Genomic DNA, 3009 nt, shown 5'->3' with positions numbered 1-3009 from the left:
GGGTTACCCATTCCGTCAGGCTAGAACACGTTTCATTACTCTGACAAGCGAGGATGATGACCTGCCTTTTATCTGCGCAGGAGGCGTGTTTTACTGGCACTAGAACACGTTGCAATTAGTGTTGTAAAAGGAGCGCAATCTACATGGCACCCCCGAACATTCCCGCCGACTTCGACTTTCTCGACCCGGACGTCAACCTCGTAGGGTTGCCCGTCGCGGAGCTCGCCGAGCTGCGCAAGGCGGAGCCCGTTCACTGGGTCGACATTCCCAACGGCGCCGGCGGCTTCGAAGATCACGGATATTGGATCGTCTCCAAGCACGCCGACGTCAAGGAGGTGTCCAAGCGCAGCGACATCTTCTCGAGCTGGATGAACGGCGCCATCCCGACCTGGCCGCCGGAGATGAAACGCGAGCAGGTCGAACTGCAGCGCAGCGTCATGCTCAACATGGACGCACCCCACCACACCCGGCTGCGCAAGATCATCTCGCGCGGTTTTACGCCGCGGGCCATCGGACGGCTGGAAGCCGAACTGGCGCAGCGCGCCCAGAACATCGCCAAATCCGCGGCGACCGAGGGTAGCGGCGACTTCGTCGAGCAGGTGTCGTGCGAACTGCCGCTGCAGGCCATCGCAGGCCTGCTCGGTGTACCCCAGGAGGATCGCGACAAGCTCTTCCGCTGGTCCAACGAGATGACCGGTGGTACCGACCCCGAGTACGCCGACGTCGACCCGGCGCAGTCGTCGATGGAACTGATCATGTACGCGATGAAGATGGCCGAGGAGCGGGGCAAGAACCCGACCGACGACATCGTCACCACGCTCATCCAGGCCGACATCGACGGTGAGAAGCTCTCCGACGACGAGTTCGGTTTCTTCGTTGTCATGCTCGCGGTGGCGGGCAACGAGACCACGCGAAACTCGATCACCCACGGCATGATCGCGATGGCGAACAACCCCGATCAATGGGAGCTGTTCAAGAAGGAGCGCCCCGTCACGACGGCCGACGAGATCATTCGTTGGGCCACTCCGGTATCGGCCTTCCAGCGCACCGCCAACGAGGACACCGAGTTGGGCGGCGTGCAGATCAAGAAGGGCCAACGGGTCGTAATGTCCTACCGCTCGGCCAATTTCGACGAAGAGGTCTTCGAGGACCCGCACACCTTCAACATCCTGCGCGACCCGAATCCCCACGTCGGCTTCGGTGGCACCGGTGCCCACTACTGCATCGGCGCGAACCTGGCCCGCATGACCATCAACCTGATCTTCAATGCGGTCGCCGATCACATGCCGGACCTCAAGCCGCTCGGCGAGCCCGAGCGGCTGCGGTCGGGGTGGCTCAACGGAATCAAGCACTGGCAGGTCGACTACGCCGGCAAGCCGGCGGTGACGTCCTGATGGACTTCGATCTCAGCGCGACGCAACTGGCCGTCGCTGACGTCGTAACTTCGGTGCTCGACCGGGAATTAAGCTGGGAAGCATTGGTTTCCGGCGGTGTGAGTGCCCTGCCGGTGCCCGAACGTCTCGGCGGGGACGGCGTCGGCCTTCCCGAGGTGGCGACGGTGCTCACCGAGGTGGGCAGGCACGGCGCGATCACGCCTGCACTGGCAACACTGGGTTATGGTGTTGTGCCAATACTGGACCTGGCTTCCGACGAACAACAGGACCGATTTCTGGCTTCAGTAGCCAAAGGCGGGGTGCTGACCGCGGCGCTCAACGAGCCCGGGATCGCGCTGCCCGACCGGCCGTCGACCATGTTCTCCGGTGGCCGGTTGTCGGGCACCAAAGTCGGTGTCGGGTATGCCGGACAATCGGATTGGCTGATCGTGACCGCCGACAACGCCGTCGTGGTGGTCTCGCCTGAGGCCGACGGTGTGCAGCTGGTCAAGACGCCGACATCGAATGACTCCGACGAATACACCGTCACGTTCGCCGACGTGCCCGTCGCCGATTCCGATGTCTTGGCGGGCGCTACCGCGAGCCGGGCCAACCAGTTGGCGCTGGCGATGGCGGGCTCCTTCACCGACGGCCTGGTGGCCGGGGCGCTGCGCCTGACCGCGGACTATGTGGCCGAGCGGAAACAGTTCGGCAAGCCGCTGTCGACCTTTCAGACCGTGGCGGCTCAGCTTGCCGAGGTCTACATCGCCTCGCGGACAATCGATTTGGTGGCGAAGTCGGTGGTATGGCGGCTCTCAGAAGGGCTTGACGCCGACTCGGACCTGGACGTGCTCGGCTACTGGGTGACGTCGCAGGCGCCGCCGGTGATGCAGCTCTGCCACCACCTGCACGGCGGCATGGGGATGGACATCACCTACCCGATGCACCGGTACTACTCCACGATCAAAGACCTGTCCCGGCTGTTGGGCGGGCCATCTCATCGCCTTGACCTGGTGGGAGCGCAATGTTCATCGACCTGACCCCGGAGCAGCGACAGCTGCAAGCCGAGCTGCGGCAATACTTTTCGAACCTCATCTCGTCCGACGAGATGAAGGCCATGGAATCCGACCGGCACAACGCCGCATACCGCGCTGTGATCCGCCGGATGGGCCAGGACGGCAAGCTCGGCGTCGGCTGGCCAAAGGAGTTCGGCGGCTTGGGTTTCGGACCGGTCGAGCAGTCGATCTTCGTCAACGAGGCCCATCGGGCCGATGTTCCTCTGCCCGCCGTGACGCTGCAGACCGTAGGCCCGACGCTGCAACAGTTCGGCAGTGAGGTGCAGAAGAAGAAGTTCCTGCCCGCGATCCTCGCCGGCGAGGTGCACTTCGCGATCGGCTACACGGAGCCCGAGGCGGGCACCGACCTTGCGTCGTTGCGGACCACGGCGATTCGCCAGGGCGACGAGTACATCGTCAACGGCCAGAAGGTCTTCACCACCGGCGCTCACGATGCCGACTACATCTGGCTGGCCTGCCGGACCGACCCGGAAGCCGTTAAGCACAAGGGCATTTCGATCCTGATCGTCGACACCAAGGATCCCGGCTACTCGTGGACGCCGATCATCCTGTCCGACGGC

2 protein-coding genes and 1 pseudogene are annotated in these 3009 nt (G+C 63.7%); all 3 read left to right on the top strand.

The features are described 5' to 3' along the window. Positions 1 to 143 precede the first annotated feature (143 nt). Entirely contained in the window at positions 144 to 1394 is a 1251-nt protein-coding gene (locus tag JOZ00_RS04380; RefSeq protein WP_293340154.1) for a cytochrome P450, read from the top strand. Further along, complete coding sequence (locus JOZ00_RS04375) at positions 1394 to 2413, top strand: acyl-CoA dehydrogenase family protein (protein WP_293340151.1); 1020 nt, start codon at positions 1394 to 1396, stop codon at positions 2411 to 2413. The genes JOZ00_RS04380 and JOZ00_RS04375 overlap by 1 nt, the downstream gene beginning before the upstream one ends. After that, positions 2398 to 3009: pseudogene (gene fadE29, locus JOZ00_RS04370) on the top strand (acyl-CoA dehydrogenase FadE29); the annotation flags it as partial. The gene JOZ00_RS04375 and the pseudogene fadE29, both read left to right, overlap by 16 nt.

Origin of the sequence: Mycobacterium sp. (assembly GCF_019243155.1) — a bacterium.
Lineage (GTDB): Bacteria > Actinomycetota > Actinomycetes > Mycobacteriales > Mycobacteriaceae > Mycobacterium.
The sequence above is the reverse complement of the archived record's forward strand: the minus strand, read 5'-3'. Positions and strand labels throughout refer to the sequence as shown.